This window comes from Serratia sp. 14-2641 (genome assembly GCF_001692375.1).
GTDB classification, from domain to species: domain Bacteria; phylum Pseudomonadota; class Gammaproteobacteria; order Enterobacterales; family Enterobacteriaceae; genus Chania; species Chania fonticola_C.
Window position 1 is genome coordinate 14,316 of the sequence record NZ_LXKR01000031.1, and the last position, 24,118, is coordinate 38,433.

Genomic DNA, 24,118 nt, shown 5'->3' on the forward strand with positions numbered 1-24,118 from the left:
CTGTTGGAAGCAAGAAGATAATCTCAGCAAAAATTGAGTTTATCTTCACCTGAGGTGAGTCAACAAAAGTACATGATGTATCACCGTTTTTTTAGGCCAACTCGATCGGTCCCCTGTGGGAGAAGGTGAGGGGGCGATATTTAGTGAGCGAAACGGTCACCCACCTTTGCAGTGGCATACCAGCGCATCACCGCTTCGATCCCCTCGCCACCTTCCGGTGGAGCCCAATGCATACAATCGTCTTCACCGAGCGCCTGATAAGGGCCCTGCTTCACTTCAAACACCACGCCACCCGGATCGACAGATAGCACGGCATGCCAGGTAAACGCCGGCATCTCCAGCACCTTGGTTTCTTCGCCTAGCAGGGTGCGTTGGGTGACCACGCCTTCGTCATTGAACTGCAGCACCACGAAACGGCCACGCAGCGGGGTGAGTAACTCCCAGGTCTGCGGGTGGCGGTGTGGGCGAATATAGGTGCCGGGCTCCATGGCAATGGCCAGGCGTTGCACTGGATCGCTCAGCTCTTCATGTAAGGTACGGTGGGCACGCAGGCGTGGAAGTGTAGCTGCCTGTTCACTCATGGTCGTCAGGTCGTGGGCGGTAATCTGTTTCATGTCGTCAATCCGCAATATTTCTGTGCGCTAATCTTAGCAAGATTCGTGGCTGCGGTCAGAGATCGCGACGCGGTTTTCCATCAGGCATGGTCAAGGTTGCGGGAGTGTTACAAACTGGCCGCGAGCGTGCTGAATTGTTGCGCGATTATCCACCCTAACCGGTTGACAGGCTTTTTCTTCTCGGCGTAACATGCGCGCACGAATATCAATGAGGACACACGCCTTGGACACACCCAGTAGATACTGGCTCACAGACCTGGACACCAGGTACAACTTCTAAGGCTATCCCATTGCGCTGATACCCTTCGTGGTTGTCGGCGACCCTCCCCAGCGTCGCTCCGAGTCAGATCTCTTCATGGTCTGGAACGAGCCGGTATTGCATACTTCCCTCGCTTTCTGTGCTTCAATGCGTTGTCTACCCCGTTACCATTAGGGAGTTTTGGCACATGCTAAGCGCTTTTAAATTAGATAACAGCCGCTTATCCCGTCTGGAGTTGGATGACTCAGATGATTTGACCTCGTCGCTGTGGGTTGACCTGGTCGAGCCGGAGGAGGGCGAACGCGAGCGCGTGCAAAATGAGTTGGGCCAAAGCCTGGCGACACGCCCCGAACTGGATGATATCGAAGCCTCGGCCCGTTTCTTCGAAGACGATGACGGCCTGCATATCCACTCCTTTTTTTACTACGAAGACGCCGAGGATCACGCGGGCAACTCTACCGTGGCTTTCACCATCCGCGATGGCCGCCTGTATACCCTGCGTGAACGCGAACTGCCCGCTTTCCGGCTTTATCGGATGCGTGCGCGCAGCATAAGAATGGTGGACGGCAACGCCTACGAGCTGCTGCTGGATCTGTTTGAAACCAAAATTGAGCAGTTGGCCGACGAGATAGAAAACGTCTACAGCGATCTGGAAAAGCTCAGCCGGGTGATTATGGAAGGGCACCAGGGCGACGAATATGATGAAGCGCTGTCCACGCTGGCGGAGCTGGAAGATATTGGCTGGAAGGTACGCCTGTGTCTGATGGATACCCAACGCGCGCTGAATTTCCTGGTGCGCAAGGCGCGTTTGCCAACCAGCCAGTTGGAACAGGCGCGGGAAGTGCTGCGCGATATCGAATCCCTGCTGCCGCATAACGAATCGCTGTTCCAGAAGGTCAACTTCCTGATGCAGGCGGCGATGGGCTTTATCAATATTGAACAGAACCGCATCATCAAGATCTTCTCGGTGGTATCGGTGGTGTTCCTGCCACCGACGCTGGTGGCCTCAAGCTATGGGATGAACTTTGAGTTTATGCCTGAGCTGCGTTGGTCGTTCGGCTACCCGGGGGCGATTGCACTGATGATCGTGGCGGGGCTGGCACCTTATCTCTACTTCAAACGCAAGAACTGGCTTTAAATCCGGCTCTCGTACGCTTCGGGTGGTGGCCTACACCACCGCCCCATTTTATCTTCAATGATCCCCTCTTTCGCCCGTTAAACCGGGGTAGAATATCCCCACTGCTTATCGGCTCGTAAGGCATGCGTCTTAATGGAGAAGTTCCCGCGCGTCATTCAATGGCTGATCCTGCTGCTGGCTTCGCTGGTGTTGGGGTTTGGTCTACAGGCCTTCCATATTCCTGCCGCCTTGCTGCTGGGGCCGATGATTGTCGGCGTCGCGATGGGGCTGCTCGGCGCTTCGGTGCGCATCCCTGGCCCCTTATTTATTGCGGCACAGGCAATCTTGGGCTGCATGATTGCCCAAAGCCTTTCGCCCAATATTCTTACCCCCTTGTTGGATGACTGGCCGCTGGTGCTGTTGGTGCTGATCGCGACGCTGTTGGCGAGCGGCGTTTCCGGCTGGTGCCTGGTGCGTTTCAGTGGTCTGCCCGGCCCTACCGGTGCCTGGGGATCTTCCCCTGGCGGCGCATCGGCGATGGTAGCGATGGCGGGAGATTTCGGTGCAGATGTGCGGCTGGTGGCGTTTATGCAGTATCTTCGCGTGCTGTTTGTCGCGACGGCAGCAGCGGTCGTGGCGCGTATCGGCCTGGGAGATGAAGCTGGGCATGGGAGCGCCGCTCTGGAGTGGTTCCCCGCCCTCGACTGGCGCTTTGCCGGTACTTTGGCCGTAGCCGTTATTGGCTCCTGGTTAGGACCACGCCTGCGCATTCCTTCCGGTGCGCTAATGTTGCCAATGATCGCGGGGGCGGCATTACATTCTACCGGCACCATGACGTTACAGGTGCCCGAATGGCTGCTGGCGCTGGCCTACACGCTGATTGGCTGGAGCGTCGGGCTGCGTTTTACCCGGGCCATCTTCCTGCTGGCGTTGCGCACCTTGCCGCAGATGGTGGTATCGATTGTCGCGCTGATGCTGTTTTGCGGTGGGCTGGGGTGGATGTTGACCCAGTTCCTGCCGGTCGATCTGCTGACGGCCTATCTGGCCACCAGCCCAGGTGGATTGGATACCGTGGCGATCATCGCCGCAGGCAGCCGGGTTGATATGACCTTTGTGATGGCGATGCAGACGCTGCGGCTGTTTACTATTTTGCTGACCGGCCCGGCGATGGCCAGATTCATCTCTAACCACGCCCAGCCAGTGCAATCAACGTAGCTTTCGTTGCTGGTATAAGGCATCCAACAGGAACAACACCAACGCCGCCCAGATGAAGCCAAAGGTCACCAGCTTATCCTGGCCGATGGTCTCACCGTAGAAGGTGACCGCCAGCAGGAACATCAGCGTTGGCCCCAGATATTGGAAGAACCCGAGCGTAGACAGGCGCAGGCGGGTGGCCGCTGCGGTAAAGAACAGCAGTGGAACGGTGGTGACCACTCCGGCGGCAACCAGCAGTAAATTCAGCGACCAGGGGTTGGCACTCAGATGGCTGGTTGGGCTATCGGCAATCAGGAATAGGTAGATGGCGGCCACCGGTAGCAGCCACAGGGTTTCGATCAGCATGCCGGTTTGTGCATCAATGGCAATCTTCTTGCGCAGCAGGCCGTAGAAGGCAAAGCTGAAGGCCAGGCCAAGCCCGATGATCGGCAGCGAACCAAACTGCCACAGCTGCACCAGCACTCCGGTAAAGGCCAAGGCTACGGCCACCCATTGCATACGGCGGAAACGCTCTCCCAGGAACAGCATCCCCAGCAGCACGTTCACCAGCGGATTGATGAAATAGCCCAGGCTGGCCTCCAGCATATGGTGGTTATTCACCGCCCAGATAAACAGCAGCCAGTTCCCTCCCACCAGCAGCGCGGTAACGGCCAGCAGCAGTAGCCGCTTGCGGTTTTTACAGGCGGCCCGCACCTGCGGCCAGTTGCGGCCCAATGACACCAGCCCCAGCATAAAGAAGAACGACCAGATCACCCGGTGGGTGAGGATTTCATCGGCAGGGACTTGTTGGATCAGCTTGAAATAGGCGGGGGCGATACCCCAAATAAAATAGGCGGCCAGAGCAAAGAAAATGCCCTGCCGCGTTTGTTGTGCGTCCATGACGGTTACCGGGTGGGAAAGGGAGATGCGGTGATTTTACTGAAGATAACCGGCCGTGTCCCACAATTGTGTGGTTTATAGATCACAACCGGCTGGCACCGTTAGCCCACCAGGTAGGTGGCAGTGGCGCTGGCGATATGTAAGCCATCGTGGTTGTGCAGCTCAACGCGGGCTACCGCCACTTTATTACCGCTGCGCAGTACGCTGGCGGACGCAACAAAATGCTCACCACGGCCTGGGCGCAGATAGTCGACGCGCAGATCGATCGTCCCCATGCGCGATAGACGGGCCGCCAGCTCTTCTTCAATCAGCGGATCCTGGCGCATCAGCACGCTGCCCACGCACGCTAGCCCGGCGGCAACATCCAGTACGGATGCGATCACGCCGCCATGCAGGATTTTCTGGGCGGCATTGCCCACCAGTTTAGGCTGGTTGGTAAAGCTCAGTTCAACGAAGTCGTCCTCAAAGCGGCGTAGCTCCAGCCCCAACTCACGGTTAAACGGCATGTGGTAGACGAAGATTTCGCCTATTTTCTGGCGGGCGGCCTCGAGGGTCAAAGTTGTGTGTGACATAGTTCCTTTCTTCATGTGAGTTTTGCCAGCCGATGTACTGGTCAGTCCAGGTTAATGACTTGTGGATTTTATGCTTATCTTTTGTTGCTTTCCAGGCCTGACAGATAAATGTATTCACTAGTGCGGTAAATCCTGCAATGTGTGTAAAATGACCTGCTTTTATTTCTGGGTTTTTCCTTATCTTTCGAGAGTGAACTAAATTATGCGCGTTCTGTCTGGGATTGTGATGGCGATGCTGTTTACGCCAGTAGTGGTGCAGGCCGATGAGGCCACCGAGCAAAAAAATCTGAATAAACCGGCGGTTCGTGGCAGCATCATCGGCAACATGCTGCAACACTATGATAATCCGTTCACTCTGTATCCTTATGAAACGAACTACCTGATCTATACCGACACCAGCGATCTGAACAAAGAAGCGATCGAATCCTATAGCTGGGCGGAAAATGCCCGCAAGGATGAGGTGAAGTTCCAGCTCAGCCTGGCTTTCCCGATCTGGCGTGGCATTGCTGGCGAAAACTCGGTCCTGGGGGCGTCTTACACCCAGCGGTCCTGGTGGCAGCTTTCCAACCATGACGAATCCTCACCGTTTCGTGAAACCAACTACGAACCGCAAATTTTTGTCGGCTGGGCCACGGCGTATAAGTTTGCCGGCTGGACGCTGCGTGATATCGAAGTGGGGCTGAACCATGAGTCCAATGGCCGTGAAGATCCTACCTCACGTAGCTGGAACCGTGGTTATGCACGCCTGATGGCGCAGAACGGCGACTGGCAGGTCGAGGTCAAACCCTGGTTCCGCTTCTCGGAAAGAGACAGCAGCGACGATAACCCGGATATCACCAAGTATATGGGCTATTACCGCCTGACGGTGGGTTATGCCTTGGGGGAAAGCGTGTTCAGTGCAGAAGGCCAATACAACTGGAATAGCGGATATGGCGGCGCGCAGTTGGGCTGGAGCTACCCAATTACCAGCCATGTGCGTTTCTACACCCAGGTGTTCAGCGGCTATGGCGAATCGATGATTGATTACAACTTCAAGCAGACACGGCTGGGTGTTGGTGTCATGCTTAACGATATTATGTAGTTTAGGTAATAACGGTGTCAGTCAGGCACCGTGATAGCGATAAATGGGGAAGTGTGTGTCAACCGCAGCAGTGATAAACAGAGAGTTGCTGGCAGAGCAGGTATTACGCGATACCTTCGGCTACCAGCAGTTCCGTCCGGGTCAACAAACGATTATCAACGCAATTATCGGCGGCCAGGATTGCCTGGTGGTGATGCCGACCGGCGGAGGTAAATCGCTGTGCTATCAAATCCCGGCGCTGGTGATGGATGGACTGACGCTGGTGGTATCCCCACTGATTTCCTTGATGAAAGATCAGGTCGATCAGCTCTTGGCCTATGGTGTTTCCGCCGCCTGCTATAACTCGACGCAAACGCGGGAGCAGCAGTTGGAGGTGATGGCGGGCTGTCGCAGCGGCCAGATCAAGATGCTGTATATCGCCCCCGAACGGCTGATGATGGACAGCTTCCTCGAACTGTTGGATCACTGTCCGCCGGTGATGCTCGCGGTGGATGAGGCACACTGTATTTCCCAGTGGGGCCACGACTTCCGCCCGGAATACCGTGCACTGGGCCAACTGAAGCAACGTTTCCCGACCATGCCGGTAGTGGCATTGACGGCCACGGCCGATGAAGCCACGCGGGGAGATATTGTGCGTTTGTTGGCGCTAGACGAGCCGCTGATCCAGATCAGCAGCTTCGACCGGCCCAATATCCGCTACACGCTGGTGGAGAAGTTTAAACCGCTCGACCAACTTTGGCGCTTCGTGCAGGACCAGCGCGGTAAAAGCGGCATTATTTACTGCAATAGCCGCGCCAAGGTGGAAGACACCACCGCGCGTCTGCAAAGCCGTGGATTGAGCGTTGGGGCCTATCACGCAGGGCTGGACAACGAACGTCGCTCCCAGGTGCAGGAAGCTTTCCAGCGTGATGATTTACAGGTGGTGGTCGCCACCGTAGCCTTCGGCATGGGCATCAACAAACCCAACGTGCGTTTTGTGGTGCACTTCGATATTCCGCGCAACATCGAGTCCTATTATCAGGAGACTGGCCGCGCAGGGCGTGATGGCCTGCCAGCGGAAGCGATCCTGCTGTATGACCCGGCGGATATGGCCTGGTTACGCCGTTGCCTGGAAGAGAAACCGGCGGGGCAGCAGTTGGATATCGAACGCCATAAGCTCAACGCGATGGGAGCATTTGCCGAAGCGCAAACCTGTCGCCGCCTGGTGCTGTTGAACTACTTCGGTGAAGGCAAGCAGCAGGCCTGTGGCAACTGCGATATCTGCCTTGACCCGCCCAAGCGTTATGACGGCCTGGAGGATGCCCGCAAGGCACTGTCGGCGATTGGCCGCGTTGGGCAACGTTTCGGCATTGGCTATGTGGTGGAGGTGCTACGCGGCTCCAATAACCAGCGTATCCGGGAGTTTGGTCACGAAAAGCTGCCGGTGTACGGCATTGGCCGCGATCAGACCACCGAACACTGGACCAGCGTGCTGCGCCAACTGATCCATCTGGGCTTTATCACCCAGAACATTGCGATGCATTCGGCGCTGCAACTGACCGAGGCCGCGCGCCCGGTGCTGCGTGGCGAAGTGGTGCTACAGCTGGCGGTGCCGCGTATCCAGAGCTTCAAGGTACGCAGCAGCGCCAATCAGAAATCCTACGGCGGCAATTACGATCGCAAGCTGTTTGCCAAACTGCGCAAGCTGCGTAAATCGATTGCCGACGAAGAGAACATCCCACCGTACGTGGTGTTCAACGACGCAACCCTGCTGGAGATGGCCGAACAGATGCCGATCAGGGCCAGCGAGTTGTTGAGCGTCAACGGCGTGGGGCAGCGTAAGCTGGAACGTTTTGGTGCGCCATTTATGGCGATGATCCGCGCTCACCTCGACGGTGACGACGAATAAGGATAATCAATCATGCTGATGTTGTTTTTAACGGTGGCGATGGTGCATTTGATTGCGCTGATGAGCCCAGGGCCGGACTTCTTTTTTGTATCGCAAACCGCAGCCAGCCGTTCCCGTCGCGAGGCGATGATGGGCGTGGTGGGGATCTCCCTTGGCGTCATGGTCTGGGCCGGTGTGGCGCTGCTGGGGCTGAACCTGATCCTGCAAAAGATGGCCTGGCTGCACCAGATCATCATGGTGGGCGGTGGCCTGTATCTGTGCTGGATGGGCTGGCAACTGCTGCGTTCCGCCCGTAGCCAGAATGCGCAAACTGCTCCGGCAGAAGAGGTGAAGGTGGCGTTACCCAAGCCGGGCCGCAGCTTTATCCGTGGCTTGCTCACCAACCTTTCCAATCCCAAGGCCGTTATCTACTTTGGTAGTGTGTTCTCGCTGTTTGTCGGTGAGGATGTTGGTGCCGGAGCGCGCTGGGGATTGTTTGCTTTGATCACGGGTGAAACCTTTATCTGGTTTACCCTGGTGGCGATCATCTTCGCGTTACCCGCCATGCGCCGGGGCTATCAGCGGATGGCGAAATGGATCGACGGCTTGGCCGGGGTGTTGTTCACCGGTTTTGGCCTGCACCTGATTTTTACCCGTTAATAATCGTCGGGCCGAACGCTTCGGCCCAATCGTTCATGCCTTTCTTGCCGTTGCCAGTAATCCCGCCACCAGAATAAACAGCGAGCCAAAAATCCGGTTCAGCAGCTGCATTTGGCGCGGGGTCTTTAACCAACCGGCAATGCGCGTGGCCAGCGTGGCGTAACCAATCATCACCAGGATATCGATCACCACCGTGGTGACGCCGAGAATGACATACTGCTCGGCCTGGGGCTGGTTGGGCATGATGAACTGCGGGAACAGAGCTGCCAGAAACACGATGCTCTTGGGGTTGGTCAGATTTACCAGGACGGCGCGGCGAAACAGGCGGCGGCGTGGCATGGTGCCTGCCAGAGTGTGCAGATCCAACGCGCCTGCGGCGCGCCACTGCTGGATACCCAGCCACACCAGATAGGCCGCACCAAACCATTTCAGTAGTTCAAAGGCCAGCAGCGACTGGGAAACCACTGCGCCGAGGCCAATCCCCACCAGCACGATATGGATACTCAGGCCTACCTGTAGACCCGCAATCGACGCTGCCGCTCCGCGATAGCCGTGGCTGATGCCGGTACTCATGGTGTTGATGGCACCGGAACCGGGGGAAAGACTGAGAATAAGGGTTGTCAGCAGATAGGTTAACCACCAGTCTAAGGTCATCGCAATGCTCCCTGAATACACCAATTTGTCACCAATTTGTGCCACAATACGCTAGTATGATTTCCCGTGCCAGAGATCACATTTACCTCTCTGAACATCCCGTTAAAAGGTAGGCCATGTCGTCATTCACCCTTGATCCCGCGCAATGGTTAAACCGTGAAAAGCAGTTCTCTGCCTTCGCGACTGGGCCACTGCTGGATTTTTGGCGGCGACGTGAGGAAGGGGAGTTCACCGGCGTCGGGGGCGTACCGATCCGCTTTGTGCGTTTTGCTTCCCCGCTGCACCAGCGGGTAGTGGTGATCAGCCCGGGGCGCATCGAAAGCTATATCAAGTACCCGGAAGTGGCGTACGATCTGTTTCACAGCGGTTATGACGTGATGATCATCGATCATCGTGGTCAAGGGTTGTCCGGGCGGATGCTGGCAGATACGCACCGGGGGCATGTGGTAAACTTTGCCGACTACGTGGACGATTTTGCCCAGTTTTACCATCAGCAGGTCAAACCCTTGGGTTACCGGCAGCACGTCGCGCTGGCACACTCGATGGGGGGCGCGATACTGGCGCAGTTCCTGGCGCGTGAGCCACAGGCGTTTTCCGCCGTTGCACTCTGCGCACCGATGTTGGGCATTTATCTGCCGATGCCGGGCTGGATGGCCAACGGTATTTTGAACTGGACGGAAAAGCGCCCAGGGCTGCGTGACTATTACGCAGTTGGTACCGGGCATTGGCGGCCCTTGCCCTTTGTGGTCAATACGCTGACCCACAGCCGCGAGCGTTATCGCCGCAACCTGCGTTATTACGCCGATCATCCCGAGCTGCGGGTAGGTGGGCCAACCTATCACTGGGTCAAGGAAAGTATTCAGGCCGGGCAGCAGATCATTGCCCAGGCTGCTAACATCACTACGCCGATTTTATTATTGCAGGCCGGTGAGGATCGGGTGGTAGACAACCGTTCCCAGCGCGCTTTTTGTCAGGCACTGTCAGACGCGGGGCACCCTTGTGAAGGGGGAAAACCGTGGGTTATCAAAGGCGCTCGCCATGAGATCCTGTTCGAACGGGACGCGATGCGCGCCGAGGCACTGAACGCAATCCTGCGATTCTTTGCTCAGCACTTAGGCGGTACTGCTGCCGCCGAAAATTCCACTAGAGGTTAGAACATATCGCTATGTATCACGTCGTTGCTTCCGATTTAGATGGCACTCTGCTGTCCCCTGAGCACACCCTGACACCGTACGCCAAAGAAACGCTGCAGCTGCTGACGCAGCAGGGCGTGCACTTTGTTTTTGCTACCGGCCGCCACCATATCGACGTTTCCCAGATCCGCGATAATCTCGGCATCAGTGCTTTTATGATCACCTCCAACGGTGCGCGGGTACATAACACCGCCGGTGAGCTGATCTTCAGCCACAACCTGGATGAAGATATCGCCCGCGATCTGTACAACATGATGCACGATAACCAGGAAATCCTGACCAACGTCTACCGCAACGACGACTGGTTCATGAACCGTGAAAGCCCGGAGCAGGAAGAATTTTTCCAGGAATCGATCTTTAAATATGAGCTGTTTGAGCCGGGCTTGCTGGAAACCGATGGCGTGTGCAAGGTGTACTTCACCTGCGACGATCATGAAAAACTGCTGCCGCTGGAAGATGCCATCAACGCGCGCTGGGGCGATCGGGTCAACGTCAGCTTCTCGTTCCCAACCTGCCTGGAGGTGATGGCCGGTGGCGTCTCGAAAGGTCATGCGTTGGAAGAAGTCGCCAAGATCATCGGCTATTCGCTTAAAGAGTGCATCGCCTTTGGCGACGGCATGAACGATCTGGAAATGCTGTCGATGGCGGGGAAAGGCTGCATCATGCAGGATGCCCAGCAACGTCTGAAAGACAAGTTGCCGGAGCTCGAAGTGATTGGCTCCAACGTTGACGACGCCGTGCCTCATTACCTGCGTAAAATGTACTCGATTTAACTGATTGGGGCGCAGTCTTCACCGGCTGCGCCACCGAGCGACCTGGCTCACAATTCATCAATAGTAGGCATTCCGTGCCACACCATGATTTATCGTTGGGTTCCGTGCTATGCACCTGAGATGGAAAAACGTCTGCGTTGGTACGGGCGTCAGCCGACAGATCTGTGCTGGCTGTTGATAGCCACGGCACATCATTACAGATAAAGCATGGCCTATGGCAGAGCACTCGCGTTATTGAACCAGGAAGGCAAATGCCCGCCAGACGTAGTGCACCGTCAGGTGAACGACGTCTTCAGTCTCTAAGGGGGTAGCCTAAGGGAACTGTTTTTCCTAACCCGAATTAAATCATCTGGCTGAAGTTCATTTGAGCCATCAGTTTGTAATTGTCAGCATAATCTACCGGGATTGCCACTACCACCGGCCCCTGAATTTCCATAGCCTTACGCAACATAGGCCGCAACTCCTCCACTGATTGCACCGCAAACCCGACCGCACCGCATGCCTCTGCATAGGCTTTGAAATCAATCGGGCCAAACTCTACACCAGACTTGCGTTGATATTTACTCACCTCCTGCATTTCCACCATGTTGTAGGCATTATCCACCCAAATCACATGCACAATATTGGCTTTCAGCCGCACCGCAGTTTCCAACTCCATGCTCGACTGCATAAATCCCCCATCGCCGGAGATGGATAACACTTTGTCTCCCGGCCGGACCAGCGCCGCACCAATGGCCCACGGCAGGGCAACCCCCATGGTCTGCTGGCCATTGGAGATCAGGAGTTGGCGGGCGCGGAAGCTATACAGATAGCGAGCGATCCAGATATGGAAGCTCCCCATATCCACACATAGCGTCACGTCATCGCTGACGATATCCTGCAGTTCCTTGACGATGCGCAACGGATGAATCGGCATACCGCCACGGCGTGCAGCACGCTCTGCCAGCTCCGCGCGCTGCAGGCCGAGATCGGATAAGATCAGTTCCACCTCGGCAGGCATACCGATCACATTGCTGAAACCTTCGGTCAGCAAATTGATAGTGGCGTTGATATTACCGACCAGCTCCACATCTGGGCGGTAACAGGTATCAATTTCGGCCGGTTGTACATCGATATGTACCAGCATCAACCGCCTTTGGCTGTTCCACATGCAGGGGTCGTATTCGATCGGGCTATAACCCACACTGACCACCAGATCGGCTTTTTGCAACAGTTGGTCGGCAGGCTGATTGTTGAATAATCCGACACGGCCAGCAAAGCGGGAAAAATCATTAGCATCAATCACTCCCGCGGCCTGATAGGTTCCTACCACCGGCATATGCGTACGCTGTAACAAATGGCGTATTGCGGCACTGTTTTCCGGGCGGCTGGCTTGCAGCCCCAGCAACAGTACCGGACATTTCGCCTGCTGGATAAGTTTAAGCGCTTCGTGAATGTCCTCAGTTGAAGCGGCCCCCAGACGGAGGGAGCGGCCTCCGGTCAGCACCGGTGCCGTCACCGGTTCATTGATGATATCCATCGGCAAGCTGATAAACGCAGCCCCAGGACGGCCAAATTCAGCACTGCGGAACGCATTGGCCATCACTTCTGAAATGGCGGAACCGGTATGTACTTCGGCACAATATTTGGTTACTGGCCGGAACATGCTGACGGTATCCATGCTCTGGTGTGTTTGTTTAAGATTGTCAGCACGTTTCACCGCACCGCCCAAGGCCACCACCGCATCCCCTTCGGAGGTAGCGGTGGCCAGCCCGGTGATCAGGTTAGAACTGCCCGGCCCGGAGGTCACCAGTGCGACTCCTGCCTTGCCGGTCAAGCGGCCAACTGCCGCTGCCATAAATGCCGCGTTGGCTTCGTGACGTACTACCACGGTTTTTATCTCGGGTTCATCTTCCAACGCATCGAACACGCGATCTATTTTAGCCCCGGGAATACCAAATACCTGTTTCACGCCCTGCGCGTGCAGATTTTTAACCACCAAATCTGCACCACACCGCCAGTGATTGTCTGAACCAACCATAATCCACCTCCTGAAAAAACGACGCCGATTAACCCTCGGCAGAACGAATGGCGCAATCCAAATCCTCTGGACAGAGGTCGGCGCACAGGAAATCCGCATCGTGCGGCAATTGAAGATTGAGACGAGCGATCACGCCAAACTGCAGACGGCCATGATCGAGCTGATAATCCAGGACATGGCCCCCACCGATGCGATCGTCAGTGATAAAGTGTTCGTGGTAACCCGCAACACTGATGCCCTGCATATAATCAGGTGAGCGGAATCCCACCAATGTGCCGCTGCGTTGCTGAAATGCAAAGGTCGGCTGCGCTTCGATCGCTTCCAGCATCGGTTTGTAGGGCCGCTCTTGCCGCGGTACGGTCCGGGTTTCCACATGGCTGAACAGACCATCAACCCGTAACGCACAGAACAGATTAGGTGAAGCTACCTGCTGGTCGATGCACCGGTGCAGGTCGGCTTTGCAGATCGGTTTTTCAATCTTTAGCGTCACACTAGGCTGAAAAAAAGTGACCACCGCGAACGGCGTTCTTTGTTGCAGACTGGCCGCACGGGCGCTGCCATCTGCACGCAACTGATGAACTTCCCGATCAAAAGCGATCAGTTCTCCATCAAGATGGTTGAAGGTCCCCAAGCCGAAGTTACCGTGTTTGAGCAACTCGGCGATAGTGACATCCCCTTCGTAAACACCATCAAGCAAGGCGCTCATCAATGAGGTCTGATAAATTTCCCCCTGACCACAATCCAGCGCTTGCTTGGCAAAACCTTGCGCCAGCTGCTGCGCACATGAACAGCCATGATTTTCATTCATTACCACCTCCTCCACCCGCACGGCACCTAAGGTGCGATGCGTTTAAATGCTCAAGAACATGAGCAAACCTGCCGCTGCTAAAGTGCTCACTTAGAACCCCTCAGCTGGCAACGGCAAAAAACAGTGATACAAACAGGCAACGCGCCGGACTCAACCAGAGTCTAGGTAAAACAAAGGCCTGCTAATGATTTTAACCGCGCCACACCACGTTTACGATTAATGTGGTATTGATTTTAAAATGCATGAAGCAGATGAATTCACTATCTAATTTCAAATTTTAAGTTTTATAAAAATAAATTAAGGTTTTTTATATTGATAATTGAATATTATTAGCACGATATCGCTGATTCACTCTGGAAGTAGAGTAGCGCTAACTCAGTCGCTAGAGAACTGAGTATTCATAAGCAATGCTTTTGCATATAATGCAAAGATGAATGACGCACGCTATGCCGAACATTTGCCGATCTTTCTCGATGTTGCACAATTGGGTAGCTTCTCTGCTGCCGCACGCAAACTGGGTATGGTGCCTTCTTCATTGGTGCGGCATATCGATACGCTGGAAGGTGAACTTGGCGTCATGCTGTTTGTGCGCTCAACACGCGGCCTGGTGCTGACCGATGCTGGTGAAATACTGAGAAAGCGCGCCTCACTGTTGCTGACGCAAATCATCGACATCCGCGCCGAACTGGCAGCACAAAACGAGACTCCGCAAGGCGTGCTGCGTATCAGTTGCTTGCCCACCTTCGGCAAAACCTATCTGTTGCCGCTGTTACCGGTGCTAATCCAGCGTTATCCAAGGCTGGTAGTTGAGTTGGATCTCACCGAACGCCAGACCGATCCGAAACAAGAATTGCTGGACGCCGCCATCCGTATCGGCGAGCAGAAAGACAGTTCACTGTATGCAAACCGCATCGCCACACAGCGCTGGTTCATGTGTGCCAGCCCGGACTATATCGTTCACAATGGGATACCGGCCAACCTACAGGAGTTACGTGATCATCAGTTGATCGCCCGCTATCACAAACAGCAACCCGCTTGCTGGGCGCAAATCCTCAGTGAACCTCTGATGAATCAGTGCAAGATGGTGCTGCGCTGTGATGATTTCTCGGCACAGCGGCAAGCGGCATTACTCGGTTTAGGCATCACTTTCTTGCCTAACTGGGTGGTGGGGCCGGATATTCAGTCTGGAAGTTTGTTACCTCTGCTGGCAGATCCTCGTGGCGAGGAACAAGGGATCTATCTGTTGCGCCCAGTAGCCAGAATCTCGGCCAAATTGAGCGTTTTTATAAGTTTGCTTACTGAGCGTATTGGTCAGCCTCCAAGCTGGCAATGACGTGGCTCAATCGAGCTTTTCAATCCCGGTTCAGCCTCTGGCATAGGCATTTATGTGAGTGCTTTGCTGTTACGGCAGGCTTGGTTCTGATCCCCACCGGGGTAACCCGGTGGGGGAGTCGTCGTTACTTATGTTGCCCCTGCTTTTGCAGGAACTGTACGCCCTTGTCCGGGAAGTCGGTAAACACGCCGTCAACGCCCGCCTGATTGTAAATCGCGTCGAACAGTTGGTTCACGTCGGTGACGTATTTCGGCAGCTTATCGGCACGAATGGTGTAAGGGTGCACCGCCATATTGCTGGCATGAGCGTCCTTGACCATATCGGTCAACACGATCTGGTTCGGTTTGGATTTTTCTTCGACGATCAGCATGTGATAGTCAGGCCCGATGCCGTCGGCATACTGGGCGATCTTTTTCATCGCACCCGGTTTGAACATCCAGTCGTAGTCATAGTTGACCCACTTGCCGTCGGCCTTCTGCTCGTAGGTTTCGTTCCAGTCGGTGTAGGCAATCAGCTGCACCAGCTTCAGATCCATCCCCATCTTGGGTTCCAGCTGATCCTTGATGCGTTTCAGCTCGTTGGCATCAAAACACTGCAGATAGACGTTGTCGCTCTTGCTGGTGTAGCCGTATTGCTTAAGAACTTCCAGCACCCTGGTGGAGATGTCTTTTCCTTCCTGCTGATGGAACCAGGGGGCCTTGATTTCCGGGTAAAGACCGATGTTCTTGCCGGTTGAATGGTTGAGACCCTGTACGAACTCGATCTCTTCCTGGAAGGTGTGGACGCGGAAGTCGGATTTGCCCATCGGGAAGCGGCCAGGGTAGCTTTGCACCTGCTTACCATCTTTGATATCGAAGCCTTCGGTGAACTTCAGCGATTTGATCTCAGGCAGCGTAAAGTCGATGGCGTAGTAGCGGCCATCTTTACGCGCCCGGTCCGGGAAGCGCTCGGCAACGTCGGTGACGCGATCCAGATAGTGGTCGTGCAACACCACCAGCTCGTTGTCTTTGGTCATCACCAGATCTTGCTCAAGGAAGTCGGCACCCTGTGCGTAGGCCATCGCCTTGGCCGGTAACGTATGCTCCGGCAGATAGCCGCTGGCACCGCGGTGAGCGATAACCACTTTATCCGCAGCCTGGGCGGCACTGAGCATTGAAGTGGCAAGAATGATCCCTGTGAGCAGGGCTTTGGTTTGAGTCCGCATTCTGTGTTGCTCCATGTTGTAGAGGTAAGAAAAAGGCCGCAGCGCGGCCTTAGATTGACGATAAAGGGTAGGTAGGGGCGCTGCATGCTGCGCCCGCTTGGCTTTTAACCGCGTTTGGCCGCGATTTCTGCGTGGTGTTTCTTCTCGCTGATCATGGTCAGCACCAGCAGGATCACCGCACCGATGCTGCCGCCGATCATCACCATAAAGCCGCCGTCCCAACCGAAGTAGTCAACGGTATAGCCGACGATGGCGCTGGCTGCGACCGAACCGCCCAGGTAACCGAACAGGCCGGTAAAGCCTGCGGCGGTACCTGCCGCTTTCTTCGGTGCCAGTTCCAGCGCGTGCAGGCCGATCAGCATGACTGGGCCATAGATCAGGAAGCCGATGGTGATCATACAGGCCATATCGATGCCTGGGTTACCCACCGGGTTCAGCCAGTAAACGATGGTGGCGATGGTCACCAGAACCATGAAGAACACCCCAGTGGCGCCACGGTTGCCTTTAAACACCTTGTCCGACATCCAGCCGCACAGCAGGGTGCCTGGGATACCGGCGTATTCGTACAGGAAGTAGGCCCAGGAGGACTTATCCAGCGCGAAGTGTTTCACTTCTTTCAGGTAGGTTGGTGACCAGTCCAGGATGCCGTAGCGCAGCAGATACACGAACACGTTGGCGATCGCGATGTACCACAGCAGTTTGTTTGGCAGCACGTACTGCATGAAGATCTGCTTGGCTGTCAGCTCTTCTTCTGCTTCTTCGCTGTAATCATCCGGATAGTCGTTTTTGTATTCTTCAATCGGTGGCAAACCAACAGATTGCGGGGTGTCACGCATCAAGGCGAAGGCGATCAGAGCCACCAGGATCGCACCGAAGGCAGGCATATACAGCGCCGCATGCCAGTCGTTAAACCAGGCCATACCCAGTAGGAACAGCAGTGGAGGCAGGCCACCACCGACGTTGTGCGCACAGTTCCATACCGAAACAATACCGCCACGCTCTTTCTGTGACCACCAGTGCACCATGGTACGGCCACAAGGCGGCCAACCCATACCCTGGAACCAACCACACAGGAACAGCAGCACGAACATCACGGCAATGCTGGAGGTAGCCCAAGGCACAAAGCCCATAAACAGCATGACGGCAGCGGCCAGGATCAGGCCGGCGGGTAGGAATACACGCGGGTTGGAACGGTCAGAAACCGACCCCATGATGAACTTGGAGAAACCGTAAGCGATGGAAATCCCTGACAGCGCAAAGCCCAGGTCACCACGGCTGAAGCCCTGATCGATCAGATACGGCATCGCCAGGGTGAAGTTTTTACGCACCAGATAGTAGGCGGCGTAACCGAAAAAGATCCCCATAAAAATCTGCCAGCGCAGCTTACGGTAGAGCGGGTCTACCTTGTCGACTGGCACACGAGAAATGTGTGCAGCTGGCTTAAAAATACTCAACATGAGCGCCTCCGATGGCTTTATCTGTTTATTGCCTCAACAGGAAACGGCTGTCCTGAAGATGAGCTTGCGGATACCTGAAGTGTTGTTAAATGTTCCATAACGAGCGCAATGCTAGAGAAAACCCCCCGGTCACACCGTGATGGATGGCTCATTTGTTACACTTTTATGAAACTGTGGCGAATTTTGAGTGATCGGTTAACATTTTGGAATGACTAAATAGCACAAATACGTGATATTGGTCACATTCATGGCTTTTTATGGCCATATTATTTTCGTTTTCTGTTCGTTATTGTTCCTTATCAAACAAAAACCCTACTGACTGTGGCTAAATAAACGCATAACTACAGGCTCAGGGGGCGTGATGAGCAACAACTCACCAATCACCGAAACGGACGTGATCATCATTGGCGGCGGCGCTACCGGCGCGGGGATTGCCCGTGACTGCGCGCGGCGCGGTCTGCGTTGCGTTTTACTGGAAAGGCATGACATCGCCACTGGCGCGACTGGCCGCAACCACGGGTTGTTGCACAGCGGGGCGCGCTATTCGGTCACCGACGGCGAATCGGCACGCGAATGTATTGAAGAAAACCGCATCCTCAAGCGTATTGCCCACCACTGTATCGAACGTACCGACGGCCTGTTCATTACCTTGCCTCAGGACTCATTGGCCTTTCAGCAGCAGTTTATTACCGCCTGTCGCAGCGCTGGCATTGAGGCCGAAGCCATTGACCCCGCGCTGGCATTACGCCTGGAGCCTGCGGCTAACCCGGCGCTGATCGGCGCGGTGCGAGTGCCAGATGGCACCGTCGATCCTTTCCGCTTAACGGCGGCCAACATGCTTGATGCGCGTGAACATGGTGCACAAATCCTTACCTATCATCAGGTCACCGGTTTGTTGCGTACCGGCGATCGCGTGACGGGCGTGCGCGTTTTCGATCATCAGGCCGCACAGCAGTACGATATCCATGCTCAGGTGGTAGTCAACGCCGCCGGGATCTGGGGCCAGCAAATTGCCGAGTATGCCGATCTGCGCATCCGCATGTTCCCTGCCAAAGGGGCATTGCTGATCCTGGGCCATCGCATCAATAACATGGTGATTAACCGCTGCCGTAAACCGGCGGATGCCGACATTCTGGTACCTGGCGATACCATCTCGCTGATTGGTACCACCTCAACTCATATCGAGTATGACCAGATTGACAACATGGTGGTGACGCCACAGGAAGTGGATATATTAATCCGCGAAGGCACGCTGCTGGCCCCGAAACTGGCGCAAACGCGCATTCTGCGTGCCTATGCGGGCGTACGGCCGCTGGTTGCCAGCGACGACGATCCTTCTGGGCGCAACGTCAGCCGCGGCATCGTGCTGCTCGACCATGCGGCGCGTGACGGGTTGGAGGGCTTTATTACCATTACCGGCGGCAAGCTGATGACTTACCGGCTGATGGCTGAATGGACCACCGACCTGGTCTGCGCCAAGCTGGGCATCGACAGCCCTTGCACCACGGCGGAAGTGGCGTTGCCCGGCTCCCGCCAGAGCGCCGAAGAGACGGTGCGCAGCGTGGTTTCACTGCCTGCCAGCATCCGGGGCTCGGCGGTGTACCGTCATGGCGATCGTGCCAGCCTGGTCCCTTCTGGCAACCGGCTGGACAACAGCCTGGTGTGTGAGTGTGAAGCGGTGACCGCCGGTGAGGTACGTTACGCGGTGGATTCTCTGACCGTCAACAATCTGGTCGATCTGCGCCGCCGTACCCGCGTTGGTATGGGGACCTGCCAAGGGGAGCTGTGTGCCTGCCGTGCCGCAGGTTTGTTGACGCGGTTTAACGTGGTGACGCCGCAGCAATCCATCACCCAACTGTCCCATTTCCTCAATGAACGCTGGAAAGGCGTGCGGCCTATCGCCTGGGGCGATGCCCTGCGGGAGAGCGAATTCACCAGTTGGGTATATCAAGGGTTATGCGGGTTAGATGCGCAGGGTGACGCTAAGCAGGAGGCGGATGATGCAATTTGATGCGGTGGTGATTGGTGGTGGCTTGGCCGGGTTGAGCTGTGCTATCCGTTTAGCCGAGCATGGCAAACGCTGCGCAATAGTTAGTTCCGGCCAAAGCGCGCTCTATTTTTCTTCCGGCTCGCTCGATCTGCTGGCCCATCTGCCCGATGGTACGCCGGTGGCGTCGCCTCTGTCTGCCTTGCACGAACTGGCGCAACAGGCTCCACAGCATCCGTATAGCCTGATGGGGGCCACACAGGTGGCCGCGCTGGCAACGCAAGCCGAGCAATTGCTACAGCGTTGCGGGTGGCAGATGCAGGGCGATAGCAGCCAAAACCATCTACGCGTGACCCCCCTCGGGACCCGCCGTGCCACCTGGCTCAGCCCCCTGGCGATCCCTGTCTCTCCCTTGGATGGGAAGTTGCCGTGGCGGAATATCGCCGTACTGGGGATTGAAGGCTTTCTGGATTTCCAACCGCAGATGGCGGCCAGCTCATTGATTCAGGAGCAGGGCTTCAAGGCAGAAGTGGCATTCTTGCATCTGCCAGTGTTGGATCGCTTACGTAATAATCCTAGCGAGTTCCGCGCGGTGAATATCGCCCGCGTACTGGATCTGCCAGAACATCTAGCCCTGCTGGCGGAAGAGATCACACGCCAGGCAGGTGAGGCAGAGGCTATCTTGCTGCCAGCCTGCCTGGGGTTAGAGGATGATGAACCGTTGATGACGTTGCGCCGGTTGGTCGGTAAGCCCGTTTATCTGTTACCCACGCTGCCACCTTCCGTGCTCGGTATGCGGCTGCATCAAGCATTGCGCCAGCGCTTGCAGCAACTGGGTGGGGTGTTTATGCCGGGGGATAGCGTGTTGCGTGCCAGCTGCGACGGGCAGCGCGTCACCGGTCTGTATACCCGCAATCACACCGATATTCCGCTGCGGGCACAGCAGGTGATACTGGCCAGCGGCAGCTTCTTCAGCAACGGCCTGGTGGCCGCTTTTGACGGCATTCGTGAGCCGGTATTTGGCCTCGACGTGTACAGCAAAGCCGAACGCGCCGACTGGAGCGATGCCAATCTGTTTGCTCCGCAGCCGTACCTGCAATTTGGGGTTCAGACCGATACCGCGCTGCGGGCGTTAAAACAGGGGAAGGCGATGACCAATCTGTATGCTATCGGTGCCGTGGCTGGCGGTTACGATCCGTTGCAGCAGGGCTGTGGCGCTGGGGTTTCGCTGCTCGGTGCGCTGCACGTTGCCCAACAGATTTTGGCACAGGAGGTTTCAGCATGAGTCTGTTACCAGACAACAGCTTCGAGAGCTGCATCAAATGCACCGTCTGCACCACCTATTGTCCGGTCGCGAAGGCTAATCCGCTCTATCCAGGACCAAAACAGGCCGGGCCGGATGGGGAACGCCTGCGGCTGAAAGATCCGGCGCTTTACGACGAAGCACTGAAGTATTGTACTAACTGTAAGCGGTGCGAAGTGGCTTGCCCTTCAGACGTTAAAATCGGCGATATTATCCAACGTGCCCGGGCCAATTTCAGCCAAAGCAAACCTACGCTGCGCGATGCCATCCTCAGCCATACCGACATCATGGGCACCCTATCGACGCCGTTTGCGCCGATCGTTAACGCGACTACCGGCCTGAAGCCGGTGCGCAAGCTGTTGGATAAGGCGCTGAAGATCGACCATCGGCGTGAACTGCCGAAATACTCGTTTGGCACCTTCCGCCGTTGGTATCGCCAGCAGGCAGAGCAGCAACAGCGCTATGCCGAGCAGGTCGCGTTTTTCCACGGTTGCTTTGTTAACTACAACCATCCGCAGCTTGGCAAAGACCTGATCAAGGTGTTTAACGCCATGGATATCGGCGTGCAACTGCTCAAGCGTGAGAAATGCTGCGGCGTACCGCTGATCGCCAACGGCTTTATTGCGCAGGCGAAGAAGCAGGCCAAAGTGAATGCGGAATCACTGCATGATGCGGTCCTGACCAAAGGCATACCGGTGGTGGCTACTTCGTCGAGCTGCACGTTTACCCTGCGTGATGAGTACCCGCATTTGCTGGAGGTGGATACCTCGGCGGTGCGTGAACGGGTTGAGCTGGCTACGCGTTATCTCTATCGTCTGATCAGCCAAGGGCGCACCTTGCCGCTCAAACAGACGCCGCTGCGGGTGGCTTACCACACGCCGTGTCATATGGAGAAAATGGGCTGGACGGCCTATACGCTGGAGCTATTGCGGCAGATCCCAGGGCTGGAGCTGGTGGTGCTGGACTCGCAGTGCTGCGGTATCGCCGGGACTTACGGCTTCAAGTCGGAAAACTATGAAACCTCGCAAGGCATTGGCGCCTCGCTATTTCGCCAGATTGAAGCGAGCGGGGTGGACATGGTGATCACTGACTGCGAAACCTGCAAATGGCAGATCGAGATGTCCACCAGCAAGCGCTGTGAACATCCGATCACCCTGTTAGCACAGGCATTGGCGTAACGCATTAAATCGGGCCAGCATGCTGGCCCACTACGATTACTGCTTGATCTTCACCGTATTGAACACGCCAGCCGCTACGCTTTGAGACTGCTGCTGGTTATCCGCTGGCAGCGTGATTTGCAAGGTCAGTTGCTTACCGTCTGGCAGCATAGCGAGCAGTACGCCAGAGTAGGCTTTCTGGCCAGCCACGGTGATCACGGTATCCAGTTGGCGCATTGGCGTGCCGTTAATTTCAACCGCTTTATTGGTAATGACCTGCAGGTTGGCATCGCGGGAGCGTTGCTGCTCTTCCATGCGCTTGGCCAGAGTGTCCAGATCGCCCGCTGCCTTGTCAGCAACGATCACGATTACCGCACGCTGGTTGCTGCTGTCGGCATAAATGTGCACGTTAGTTGGCTGGTTGGTCAGCTTATCGCTCTGATCGGCCAAACCGTTAGGCAGGGTAAAGGTCAGCTTGCCATCCAATAAACTTACCTGTTGTCCGCTTGGGACGCTGGCTGCTGCGCTGCCTGCGGGGGCATTAGTGTCTTTGGTGGCGCTATCACAGGCCGCCAGGCCGAGCACTAGCAGGCCGATACCCATCAATTTTGTTACTTTACGCATCTGATGTTCCTTATTCCTTTGCAGATAGAGTTGGTTGACCGTATGGCTAGATGTCACAGGTTTTTTTAAGTAATAGACGATACTCGTCTACTTCGCCTTTCTTTTCTAGAGTGAAAATCTGATATTCGTGGCTAATGAGCATTATTAGCATGGCGAGTGGTTAAGCGCATGGGCAGCCCCCATCCATAACGTCAGGCTGCCCAGTATAAACCAGAAGGCGGGTTAACTCAGTTGCAACCGGCTGGTGGGTTGGCGCTCTGCCAGGCGTTTGAGCAGCATATTGAGCAGTACCCCGTACATCGGCAGGAAGAACACTAGGCAGATCAGCACTTTGAAGCTGTAGTCCACCAGCGCGATCTCCACCCAGTTGGCGGCCATAAAGGGGTCGCTGCTTTTGTAGAAGGCGATAAAGAAGAAGGCCAGGGTATCGCTGATATTGCCCAGGAACATGGCCGCGGCGGGAGCAACCCACCAGGCGCTGCGTTGGCGTAGGCGGTTGAATACCTGCACGTCCAGGATCTGGCCCAGCACGTAGGCCATAAAGCTGGCGGCGGCGATACGCGCCACAAACAGGTTGAAGCTGGTCAAGGCGGCAAAGCCCTGCCACTCACCCTGGAAAGTGACGGTGGAGATCACATAGGAGATAAACAACGCCGGGACCATCACGGCAAGGATAATCCTGCGTGCCAGTGGGGCACCGAAGATCCGCACGGTCAGGTCAGTGGCCAGGAAGATAAACGGAAAAGTGAAGGCACCCCAGGTGGTGTGAAAGCCGAAAATACTGATCGGCAACTGCACCAGGTAGTTGCTGGAAGTAATGATGGCGATGTGGAATAGCGATAGCCAAACCAACGCGATTAAGCGTTGTCGATCGGTAAACGAATACATAATGTAGCCTTTTTGAGTGTGGGGTGAGGGAACCCATTGTTAACTGCGCGGCGACATGGTACGCGTTTGGGCATTCAATGCAATGGTTAAATTTAACGCAAACGTTAACGTATCTTGCGCAGAAAAACTACCGGCGTAAACTAGCGGGTAATCAGATCCGGCGAGGGTTCGCCGATCGTTTTAGATCGAGAGAGATGTATGACTGACATTTTTGCCCAGGCAGACCAGACGCTAGACGCTCTGGGGCTGCGCTGTCCGGAACCGGTCATGATGGTGCGCAAAACCGTGCGCCATATGGATAACGGTAAAACCTTGCTGATTATCGCCGACGATCCGGCCACCACCCGCGACATCCCGGGTTTTTGCCGCTTTATGGAACATACGCTGGTGGCCCAGGAAACCGAGCAGGCCCCGTATCGCTATCTGCTGCGCAAAGGGCTCGAGAGTTAATCA

Annotated in this window: 22 protein-coding genes and 2 pseudogenes; 13 read left to right on the forward strand and 11 right to left on the reverse strand. The window is 55.8% G+C overall.

The features are described 5' to 3' along the window. Positions 1 to 140: 140 nt before the first annotated feature. On the reverse strand, positions 141 to 614 hold the full coding sequence (locus A6U95_RS13605; RefSeq protein ID WP_065684869.1) for a WbuC family cupin fold metalloprotein: 474 nt from the start codon (positions 612 to 614) through the stop codon (positions 141 to 143). A gap of 446 nt (positions 615 to 1,060) precedes the next feature. Here A6U95_RS13605 and corA point away from each other — a divergent pair, with 446 nt between their 5' ends. Both corA and A6U95_RS13615 read left to right on the forward strand, forming a co-directional pair. Then, the gene (gene corA, locus A6U95_RS13610) at positions 1,061 to 2,011 is read left to right on the forward strand and encodes a magnesium/cobalt transporter CorA (RefSeq protein WP_024484663.1); all 951 of its coding nucleotides are present in this window, start codon (positions 1,061 to 1,063) and stop codon (positions 2,009 to 2,011) included. Positions 2,012 to 2,143: 132 nt separating this feature from the next. Continuing rightward, a complete protein-coding gene (locus A6U95_RS13615; protein WP_065684870.1) occupies positions 2,144 to 3,205 on the forward strand; it encodes an AbrB family transcriptional regulator in 1,062 nt (353 codons plus the stop codon). On the opposite strand, the gene rarD is transcribed toward A6U95_RS13615, so the two are convergent. Next, a complete protein-coding gene (gene rarD, locus A6U95_RS13620; RefSeq protein ID WP_021807769.1) occupies positions 3,197 to 4,084 on the reverse strand; it encodes an EamA family transporter RarD in 888 nt (295 codons plus the stop codon). The two genes, A6U95_RS13615 and rarD, sit on opposite strands and share 9 nt — an antisense overlap. 101 nt (positions 4,085 to 4,185) lie before the next feature. Further along, positions 4,186 to 4,656, reverse strand: coding sequence for a thioesterase family protein (locus tag A6U95_RS13625; RefSeq protein ID WP_065684871.1), 471 nt, complete (start codon positions 4,654 to 4,656; stop codon positions 4,186 to 4,188). 202 nt (positions 4,657 to 4,858) lie between these two features. Here A6U95_RS13625 and pldA point away from each other — a divergent pair, with 202 nt between their 5' ends. The 3 genes from pldA to rhtC are packed head-to-tail and all read left to right on the forward strand — an operon-like array spanning position 4,859 to position 8,264. Then, on the forward strand, positions 4,859 to 5,737 hold the full coding sequence (pldA, locus tag A6U95_RS13630) for a phospholipase A (RefSeq protein WP_065684872.1): 879 nt from the start codon (positions 4,859 to 4,861) through the stop codon (positions 5,735 to 5,737). A gap of 55 nt (positions 5,738 to 5,792) precedes the next feature. Further along, positions 5,793 to 7,625, forward strand: coding sequence for an ATP-dependent DNA helicase RecQ (gene recQ, locus A6U95_RS13635; RefSeq protein ID WP_024484660.1), 1,833 nt, complete (start codon positions 5,793 to 5,795; stop codon positions 7,623 to 7,625). A gap of 12 nt (positions 7,626 to 7,637) precedes the next feature. Then, the gene (rhtC, locus tag A6U95_RS13640; protein ID WP_024529543.1) at positions 7,638 to 8,264 is read left to right on the forward strand and encodes a threonine export protein RhtC; all 627 of its coding nucleotides are present in this window, start codon (positions 7,638 to 7,640) and stop codon (positions 8,262 to 8,264) included. A gap of 33 nt (positions 8,265 to 8,297) precedes the next feature. Here the strand turns inward: rhtC and rhtB are convergent, their stop codons facing one another. Further along, positions 8,298 to 8,918 carry a homoserine/homoserine lactone efflux protein gene (gene rhtB, locus A6U95_RS13645; protein WP_021181524.1) on the reverse strand — a complete coding sequence of 207 codons (621 nt, stop codon included), beginning with the start codon at positions 8,916 to 8,918 and terminating at the stop codon, positions 8,298 to 8,300. A 116-nt stretch (positions 8,919 to 9,034) separates the two neighbouring features. On the opposite strand from rhtB, the gene pldB reads away from it, so the two are divergent. From pldB to A6U95_RS31465, 3 genes and pseudogenes are all read left to right on the forward strand, one after another. Next, complete coding sequence (pldB, locus tag A6U95_RS13650) at positions 9,035 to 10,072, forward strand: lysophospholipase L2 (RefSeq protein WP_065684873.1); 1,038 nt, start codon at positions 9,035 to 9,037, stop codon at positions 10,070 to 10,072. Positions 10,073 to 10,083: 11 nt separating this feature from the next. After that, a complete protein-coding gene (gene yigL / locus A6U95_RS13655; protein WP_065684874.1) occupies positions 10,084 to 10,884 on the forward strand; it encodes a sugar/pyridoxal phosphate phosphatase YigL in 801 nt (266 codons plus the stop codon). Positions 10,885 to 10,962: 78 nt separating this feature from the next. Continuing rightward, positions 10,963 to 11,166, forward strand: a pseudogene (locus A6U95_RS31465) (hypothetical protein); the annotation flags it as partial. Between the two features lie 58 nt (positions 11,167 to 11,224). Here A6U95_RS31465 and alsS read toward each other — a convergent pair. Both alsS and budA read right to left on the reverse strand, forming a co-directional pair. After that, complete coding sequence (gene alsS / locus A6U95_RS13660) at positions 11,225 to 12,904, reverse strand: acetolactate synthase AlsS (RefSeq protein WP_065684875.1); 1,680 nt, start codon at positions 12,902 to 12,904, stop codon at positions 11,225 to 11,227. A 28-nt stretch (positions 12,905 to 12,932) separates the two neighbouring features. Continuing rightward, positions 12,933 to 13,712 carry an acetolactate decarboxylase gene (budA, locus tag A6U95_RS13665; protein WP_065684876.1) on the reverse strand — a complete coding sequence of 260 codons (780 nt, stop codon included), beginning with the start codon at positions 13,710 to 13,712 and terminating at the stop codon, positions 12,933 to 12,935. Between the two features lie 430 nt (positions 13,713 to 14,142). Here budA and A6U95_RS13670 point away from each other — a divergent pair, with 430 nt between their 5' ends. Further along, positions 14,143 to 15,045 carry a LysR family transcriptional regulator gene (locus A6U95_RS13670; protein WP_065684877.1) on the forward strand — a complete coding sequence of 301 codons (903 nt, stop codon included), beginning with the start codon at positions 14,143 to 14,145 and terminating at the stop codon, positions 15,043 to 15,045. Between the two features lie 124 nt (positions 15,046 to 15,169). Here A6U95_RS13670 and glpQ read toward each other — a convergent pair whose 3' ends face one another. Together glpQ and glpT are read right to left on the reverse strand one after the other, a co-directional pair. After that, entirely contained in the window at positions 15,170 to 16,249 is a 1,080-nt protein-coding gene (gene glpQ / locus A6U95_RS13675) for a glycerophosphodiester phosphodiesterase (RefSeq protein WP_024529558.1), read from the reverse strand. A gap of 104 nt (positions 16,250 to 16,353) precedes the next feature. Then, positions 16,354 to 17,706: a glycerol-3-phosphate transporter gene (gene glpT, locus A6U95_RS13680; RefSeq protein ID WP_024484654.1), complete on the reverse strand. Its 1,353-nt coding sequence runs from the start codon at positions 17,704 to 17,706 to the stop codon at positions 16,354 to 16,356. A 361-nt stretch (positions 17,707 to 18,067) separates the two neighbouring features. Between glpT and glpA the strand changes: the two genes are divergently transcribed. Genes glpA through glpC form a run of 3 tightly spaced genes read left to right on the forward strand, consistent with a single transcriptional unit; the run spans position 18,068 to position 22,174 of the window. Beyond that, the gene (glpA, locus tag A6U95_RS13685; protein ID WP_065684878.1) at positions 18,068 to 19,717 is read left to right on the forward strand and encodes an anaerobic glycerol-3-phosphate dehydrogenase subunit A; all 1,650 of its coding nucleotides are present in this window, start codon (positions 18,068 to 18,070) and stop codon (positions 19,715 to 19,717) included. Beyond that, positions 19,707 to 20,978: a glycerol-3-phosphate dehydrogenase subunit GlpB gene (glpB, locus tag A6U95_RS13690; protein ID WP_065684879.1), complete on the forward strand. Its 1,272-nt coding sequence runs from the start codon at positions 19,707 to 19,709 to the stop codon at positions 20,976 to 20,978. The genes glpA and glpB overlap by 11 nt, the downstream gene beginning before the upstream one ends. Beyond that, positions 20,975 to 22,174, forward strand: a complete 1,200-nt coding sequence (glpC, locus tag A6U95_RS13695; protein ID WP_021181516.1) for an anaerobic glycerol-3-phosphate dehydrogenase subunit GlpC — start codon at positions 20,975 to 20,977, stop codon at positions 22,172 to 22,174. The genes glpB and glpC overlap by 4 nt, the downstream gene beginning before the upstream one ends. A 36-nt stretch (positions 22,175 to 22,210) precedes the next feature. Here the strand turns inward: glpC and A6U95_RS13700 are convergent, their stop codons facing one another. From A6U95_RS13700 to A6U95_RS13705, 3 genes and pseudogenes are all read right to left on the reverse strand, one after another. Beyond that, positions 22,211 to 22,777 carry a DcrB family lipoprotein gene (locus tag A6U95_RS13700; RefSeq protein ID WP_065684880.1) on the reverse strand — a complete coding sequence of 189 codons (567 nt, stop codon included), beginning with the start codon at positions 22,775 to 22,777 and terminating at the stop codon, positions 22,211 to 22,213. A 46-nt stretch (positions 22,778 to 22,823) separates the two neighbouring features. Then, positions 22,824 to 22,931, reverse strand: a pseudogene (locus A6U95_RS31470) (GNAT family N-acetyltransferase); the annotation flags it as partial. A gap of 68 nt (positions 22,932 to 22,999) precedes the next feature. Then, positions 23,000 to 23,665: a 7-cyano-7-deazaguanine/7-aminomethyl-7-deazaguanine transporter gene (locus tag A6U95_RS13705; protein WP_024529563.1), complete on the reverse strand. Its 666-nt coding sequence runs from the start codon at positions 23,663 to 23,665 to the stop codon at positions 23,000 to 23,002. Positions 23,666 to 23,863: 198 nt separating this feature from the next. On the opposite strand from A6U95_RS13705, the gene tusA reads away from it, so the two are divergent. After that, positions 23,864 to 24,115 (forward strand): sulfurtransferase TusA, encoded by a 252-nt coding sequence (gene tusA, locus A6U95_RS13710; protein WP_024484647.1) that lies wholly within the window; start codon positions 23,864 to 23,866, stop codon positions 24,113 to 24,115. The last annotated feature ends 3 nt before the right edge of the window (positions 24,116 to 24,118 follow it).

Bases quoted from the DNA above. Each gene is read 5' to 3' on its own strand.
- alsS (WP_065684875.1), bottom strand. From the start codon at position 12,904: ATGGTTGGTTCAGACAATCACTGGCGGTGTGGTGCAGATTTGGTGGTT.
- budA (WP_065684876.1), bottom strand. From the start codon at position 13,712: ATGAATGAAAATCATGGCTGTTCATGTGCGCAGCAGCTGGCGCAAGGT.
- rarD (WP_021807769.1), bottom strand. From the start codon at position 4,084: ATGGACGCACAACAAACGCGGCAGGGCATTTTCTTTGCTCTGGCCGCC.
- yigL (WP_065684874.1), top strand. From the start codon at position 10,084: ATGTATCACGTCGTTGCTTCCGATTTAGATGGCACTCTGCTGTCCCCT.
- A6U95_RS13605 (WP_065684869.1), bottom strand. From the start codon at position 614: ATGAAACAGATTACCGCCCACGACCTGACGACCATGAGTGAACAGGCA.
- corA (WP_024484663.1), top strand. From the start codon at position 1,061: ATGCTAAGCGCTTTTAAATTAGATAACAGCCGCTTATCCCGTCTGGAG.
- rhtB (WP_021181524.1), bottom strand. From the start codon at position 8,918: ATGACCTTAGACTGGTGGTTAACCTATCTGCTGACAACCCTTATTCTC.
- pldB (WP_065684873.1), top strand. From the start codon at position 9,035: ATGTCGTCATTCACCCTTGATCCCGCGCAATGGTTAAACCGTGAAAAG.
- rhtC (WP_024529543.1), top strand. From the start codon at position 7,638: ATGCTGATGTTGTTTTTAACGGTGGCGATGGTGCATTTGATTGCGCTG.
- A6U95_RS13705 (WP_024529563.1), bottom strand. From the start codon at position 23,665: ATGTATTCGTTTACCGATCGACAACGCTTAATCGCGTTGGTTTGGCTA.
- A6U95_RS13615 (WP_065684870.1), top strand. From the start codon at position 2,144: ATGGAGAAGTTCCCGCGCGTCATTCAATGGCTGATCCTGCTGCTGGCT.
- A6U95_RS13625 (WP_065684871.1), bottom strand. From the start codon at position 4,656: ATGTCACACACAACTTTGACCCTCGAGGCCGCCCGCCAGAAAATAGGC.
- A6U95_RS13700 (WP_065684880.1), bottom strand. From the start codon at position 22,777: ATGCGTAAAGTAACAAAATTGATGGGTATCGGCCTGCTAGTGCTCGGC.
- glpB (WP_065684879.1), top strand. From the start codon at position 19,707: ATGCAATTTGATGCGGTGGTGATTGGTGGTGGCTTGGCCGGGTTGAGC.
- tusA (WP_024484647.1), top strand. From the start codon at position 23,864: ATGACTGACATTTTTGCCCAGGCAGACCAGACGCTAGACGCTCTGGGG.
- A6U95_RS13670 (WP_065684877.1), top strand. From the start codon at position 14,143: ATGAATGACGCACGCTATGCCGAACATTTGCCGATCTTTCTCGATGTT.
- pldA (WP_065684872.1), top strand. From the start codon at position 4,859: ATGCGCGTTCTGTCTGGGATTGTGATGGCGATGCTGTTTACGCCAGTA.
- glpQ (WP_024529558.1), bottom strand. From the start codon at position 16,249: ATGCGGACTCAAACCAAAGCCCTGCTCACAGGGATCATTCTTGCCACT.
- glpT (WP_024484654.1), bottom strand. From the start codon at position 17,706: ATGTTGAGTATTTTTAAGCCAGCTGCACACATTTCTCGTGTGCCAGTC.
- glpA (WP_065684878.1), top strand. From the start codon at position 18,068: ATGAGCAACAACTCACCAATCACCGAAACGGACGTGATCATCATTGGC.
- glpC (WP_021181516.1), top strand. From the start codon at position 20,975: ATGAGTCTGTTACCAGACAACAGCTTCGAGAGCTGCATCAAATGCACC.